The 5044-nt window shown below is 60.5% G+C and carries 4 protein-coding genes and 1 pseudogene; 4 read left to right on the top strand and 1 reads right to left on the bottom strand.

Features of this window, described 5'->3' with window-relative positions; all coding sequences use genetic code 11:
• The coding region (locus ACRXB1_RS30230) for a metallopeptidase TldD-related protein (RefSeq protein ID WP_449494130.1) at positions 1–890 on the top strand (890 nt) is incomplete at its 5' end.
• A 383-nt stretch (positions 891–1273) separates the two neighbouring features.
• Positions 1274–2347: a 3-deoxy-7-phosphoheptulonate synthase AroG gene (gene aroG / locus ACRXB1_RS30225; RefSeq protein ID WP_449494129.1), complete on the top strand. Its 1074-nt coding sequence runs from the start codon at positions 1274–1276 to the stop codon at positions 2345–2347.
• A 41-nt stretch (positions 2348–2388) separates the two neighbouring features.
• Here aroG and ACRXB1_RS30220 read toward each other — a convergent pair whose 3' ends face one another.
• On the bottom strand, positions 2389–2940 hold the full coding sequence (locus ACRXB1_RS30220) for a cob(I)yrinic acid a,c-diamide adenosyltransferase (RefSeq protein ID WP_061998478.1): 552 nt from the start codon (positions 2938–2940) through the stop codon (positions 2389–2391).
• Between the two features lie 192 nt (positions 2941–3132).
• Here ACRXB1_RS30220 and ACRXB1_RS30215 point away from each other — a divergent pair, with 192 nt between their 5' ends.
• Positions 3133–4548: an FAD-binding oxidoreductase gene (locus tag ACRXB1_RS30215; RefSeq protein ID WP_449494128.1), complete on the top strand. Its 1416-nt coding sequence runs from the start codon at positions 3133–3135 to the stop codon at positions 4546–4548.
• A 130-nt stretch (positions 4549–4678) separates the two neighbouring features.
• Positions 4679–4939: pseudogene (locus tag ACRXB1_RS30210) on the top strand (FAD-binding oxidoreductase); the annotation flags it as partial.
• Positions 4940–5044 lie beyond the last annotated feature (105 nt).

Below are 5044 nucleotides of genomic sequence, written 5' to 3'. Positions count from 1 at the left end.
TGCTCGTGCGCGTTTCTGTGACGGTGATCGCCGAGAAGGACGGACGCCGCGAGATTGGCAGCGGCGGCGGCGGCGGTCGCTACGACTATGCTTATTTCACCGACGAAATTCTCTCCACCTACGTCGATCAGGCCGTGCACGCGGCACTGGTCAATCTCGACGCGCGTCCCGCTCCGGCAGGCGCCATGACCGTCGTGCTCGGACCGGGCTGGCCCGGCGTGCTGCTGCACGAAGCCATCGGCCACGGACTTGAAGGCGACTTCAACCGCAAGGGCTCGTCGGCGTTTGCTGGCCGGATCGGCGAGCGAGTGGCGGCGAAAGGCGTCACGGTTGTCGATGACGGCACGCTGCCGAATCGCCGCGGGTCGCTCAACATCGACGACGAAGGCAATCCCACGCAGTGCACCACGCTGATCGAGGACGGCATCCTGAAGGGCTACATCCAGGACTCGCTGAACGCGCGCCTGATGAAAATGCCGGTGACGGGCAATGCACGACGTGAATCGTACGCGGCGCTGCCCATGCCACGCATGACCAACACGTACATGCTCAACGGCGATAAAGATCCGGGCGAAATCCTGGCATCGGTGAAAAACGGCTTGTATGCGGTGAATTTCGGCGGCGGTCAGGTCGACATCACCAACGGCAAGTTCGTGTTCTCGGCGTCCGAGGCGTACATGATCGAAAACGGCAAGGTGACGTACCCGGTGAAGGGCGCGACACTGATTGGCAGCGGCCCGGAATCGCTCAAGTACGTGACCATGATCGGCAACGACATGGCGCTCGACGGCGGCGTGGGCGTGTGCGGCAAGGAAGGCCAGAGCGTGCCGGTGGGCGTGGGCCAGCCGACGTTGCGCATCGAAAAGATGACAGTGGGCGGCACGGTTTAATCTGACGCTTCCGCATGCCGCGCCGCTTGTCGAAAGCAAGCGCGACATGCGGAAAAACCGCATGAAATCTACACGCCTCACGCAGAAATAGCATCGTGCATGCGGATTATCCGCATTTTGATACCTTGCAACTTGCCACCCGCGCAGGTTTGGGGTTATAAAGCAAGACGTTCAATTTTTACCAAAGACCGAAACCTCATGTCCGCCAAGTTTTATTTTTATTTCTTTTGGCATCTCAAGCCGCTGGCGGATCGAGAGGGGTGAGTCGTTTGTGCTAAACCCAAGTTTCCCGAAAAACCGCCAGCCGAGTCTGGCGGTTTTTTTATGTCTTTTTCATTCATCACATTGAACACAGCACCAAAACGAGTTCCTGGAGAACCAGCATGCCCCCGCACAACACCGACGATGTCCGAATCCGCGAATTGAAAGAACTGACGCCCCCTGCTCACCTGATCCGCGAGTTCGCGTGCGCCGAGCCGGTTTCGAACCTCATCTACAACTCGCGCCAGTCGATGCATCGCATCCTGCACGGCATGGAAGACCGGCTGATCGTGATCATCGGACCGTGCTCGATTCACGACACCAAGGCAGCGATGGAATACGCCGGCCGTCTGGTCGAGCAGCGCAAGCGTTTCGCGGGCGAGCTGGAAATCGTGATGCGGGTGTACTTCGAAAAGCCGCGTACCACGGTGGGCTGGAAGGGCCTGATCAACGACCCGTACATGGACAACAGCTTCAAGATCAATGACGGTCTGCGCACCGCGCGCGAACTGCTGTTGCACATCAACGAACTGGGGCTGCCGGCCGGCACCGAGTACCTCGACATGATCAGCCCGCAGTACATCGCGGATCTGATTTCGTGGGGCGCGATCGGTGCGCGGACGACGGAATCTCAGGTGCATCGTGAACTGGCTTCGGGATTGTCGTGCCCGGTCGGCTTCAAGAACGGGACGGACGGCAATGTGAAGATTGCCGTGGATGCGATCAAGGCCGCGTCGCAGCCGCACCATTTCCTGTCGGTGACGAAGGGCGGGCATTCGGCGATCGTGTCGACGGCCGGCAACGAGGATTGCCACATCATTTTGCGCGGCGGCAAGGCGCCGAACTACGATGCGCAAAGTGTCGACGCCGCGTGCAGCGACATCGGCAAGGCAGGGTTGGCTGCACGCTTGATGATCGATGCAAGCCACGCCAATAGCTCGAAGAAGCACGAGAACCAGATCCCGGTTTGCGCCGATATCGGCAAGCAGATTGCCGGTGGCGACGAGCGGATCGTCGGCGTGATGGTGGAATCGAATCTGGTTGCAGGACGCCAGGATCTGAAGGAAGGCTGCGAGCTGGTCTACGGTCAAAGCGTGACCGACGCATGCATTAGCTGGGAAGACAGTCTGGGCGTGCTGGAAGGGCTGGCCGCCGCCGTGAAGCAGCGCCGTGTGGCGCGTGGTAACGGCAACTGAAGATGAAAAGGCTGCGAAGACGGATTCGCAGCCTTTTTACTTCACAGCTTGCGTTCGTGATTCCACAACACGTCCGACCCGCCATCTACGCGGTTCAGCACGCGTGACAGGACAAACAGCAAATCAGAAAGCCGGTTCACGTATTTTCGCGGCTCGGCGTTGATCTTGTCGACACGGCCAAGCGCGACGATCGAGCGTTCCGCGCGACGGCAAACCGTCCGGCTAACGTGAGCAAGCGCTGCCGCCCGCGATCCACCCGGCAGGATGAATTCCTTCAGCGGCGGCAGGTTGGCGTTGTACTCGTTGATCCAATCATCGATACGCGCAAGATGCGCCTCTTCGATCATCGAATGGCCGGGAATGCAAAGCTCGCCGCCAAGGTCGAAGAGATCGTGCTGGATCGCGACCAGCGCCGCGCGGACATCGTCGGGGAGTTTTTCGCACAACAGCACGCCGATCTGCGAATTCAGTTCATCGACGTCTCCAATGGCCGCGATCCGCGCGTCGTCTTTCTGCACGCGGCTGCCGTCGCCGAGGCCGGTCGAGCCGTCGTCGCCGGTGCGTGTCGCTATCTTGCTCAGGCGATTGCCCATGTAGTCTCCCAGGTCGACGCGAACGAAAGTCTGCGTCCATGCTCATTATAGGCATCGACCGGGCATCGACCGAGCATCGGCTGGACTCGGGGTATCGGCGTAAAATAGACACATAAAACGCACGAATCCCACACGTAATTGCCGGATTTCGTGCATCCCAACGTCCGTCACATCGATGTCCGGAGACATGCCGTGAACCATCCCGTCCCTCCAATCGCCGTTCGCCGCACCTTTCCTGCCACCCTGCTCGATGCGCTGAAAACCGCTTTTGGTGATCGCATTTCGACCACGGCCGCCGTGCGCGAGCACCACGGACGCGACGAATCCCCGTTCGACCCGCAATTGCCCGATGCCGTCGTGTTCGTGACGAGCACGGAAGAAGTCCAGACGGTAGTGAAGCTGTGCGCCGAACACAATGTGCCGGTGATTCCGTACGGCAATGGTTCGTCGCTTGAAGGTCATTTGCTGGCAGTGCAGGGTGGCGTGTCCATCGACATGTCTGGCCTGAACCGCGTCTTGTCGATAGACGCCGAAGACCTGACCGTCACGGTCCAGCCCGGGATTTCGCGCAAACAGTTGAACGAAGCATTGAAGGATACGGGCCTGTTCTTCCCGATCGACCCGGGCGCAGACGCAAGCATTGGCGGGATGTCCGCCACGCGCGCCTCGGGCACGAATGCCGTGCGTTACGGGACCATGCGCGAGAACGTGCTCGGCCTGACCGTCGTACTCGCCGACGGCCGCGTCATCAAGACCGGCACGCGTGCGCGCAAATCATCGGCGGGATATGACTTGACGCGCTTGTTCGTCGGCTCGGAAGGCACGCTTGGCGTGATCGTCGAGATCACCGTGCGGCTTTATCCGCAGCCGGAAGCGGTATCGGCGGCGGTGTGCGCATTTCCGTCGATGGGCGACGCCGTGCGCGCGACCATCGAAACAATCCAGATGGGCGTGCCGGTCGCCCGCGTCGAATTCCTGGATTCGCTCGCCGTGCGTTCGATCAACCGCCACTCGAACATGACTTTCCGCGAATCGCCAATGCTCTTCTTCGAATTCCATGGCACGGAAGGCAGCGTGAAGGAGCAAGCGGAAACGGTGCAGGCGATCATTGCCGAAAATCACGGCACGGATTTCGAGTGGGCGACGCGCCCGGAAGATCGCAGCCGCCTGTGGAACGCGCGCCACAACGCCTATTTCGCGATGCTGCAATTGAAACCCGGTTGCCGCGCAGTGACCACGGATGTATGCGTGCCGATCTCGCGCCTGGCCGAATGCGTGATGGAGACGGAACAGGATCTGAAGGCGAGCACGCTGCCCTGCCCGATAGTTGGCCACGTCGGCGATGGTAATTTCCACGTCGCCATGCTGCTCGATCCCGCGAAGCCAGAAGAACTCGAAGAAGCCGAACGCATCAATCACCGGATCGTGCAGCGCGCGCTGCGCATGGGCGGAACGTGTACCGGCGAGCATGGCGTCGGCCTGCACAAGATGCAGTTCATGATCGAAGAACATGGCGAAGACGCGATCAGCGTGATGCGCTCGATCAAACACGCGCTCGACCCGAACAACCTGATGAATCCAGGCAAGATCTTTACGTACGACGCCTGATAACTCAGCGTCTCAGGGAAAACGCGCTCCGTCCCCGTAATTAGCCCAATCGACGGCGGGGACGCCCAGGTGCAAGATCAGGCGATCTGCTGTTGGAAATGCTCCAGCGCACAAATTGCCGGGAGGAGACATGAACGCACCCGCCGAGCTTTCGCCGGAAATTCTCGCGCAACGCCAGCGCGAAGTGGTCCAGGCATTGATGGCTGTACTGCCGACGCATTGCTTGTTGTATCGCGAGGAAGACACCGCCGCGTACGAATGCGACGGACTCGCCGCGTATAGACGCTTGCCGCTTGCCGTTGCATTGCCGGAAACCGAGGCGCAGGTTCAGCGTGTCGTGCAGATTTGCGCGCGGCTCGACGTGCCCATCGTCCCGCGGTTCGCGCATACGGATCGACTTCCATGATCTTGCGAAAGCGCGCAAGAGACACCACGATGCCATGCCGTATCGGCATTGCGCCGCCAGACAAGCCCGTACCGGCGCCCCGCGGGACGA

It is taken from the genome of Caballeronia sp. M23-90 (genome assembly GCF_053574605.1).
This window is presented reverse-complemented; position numbering and strand designations above follow the sequence as displayed.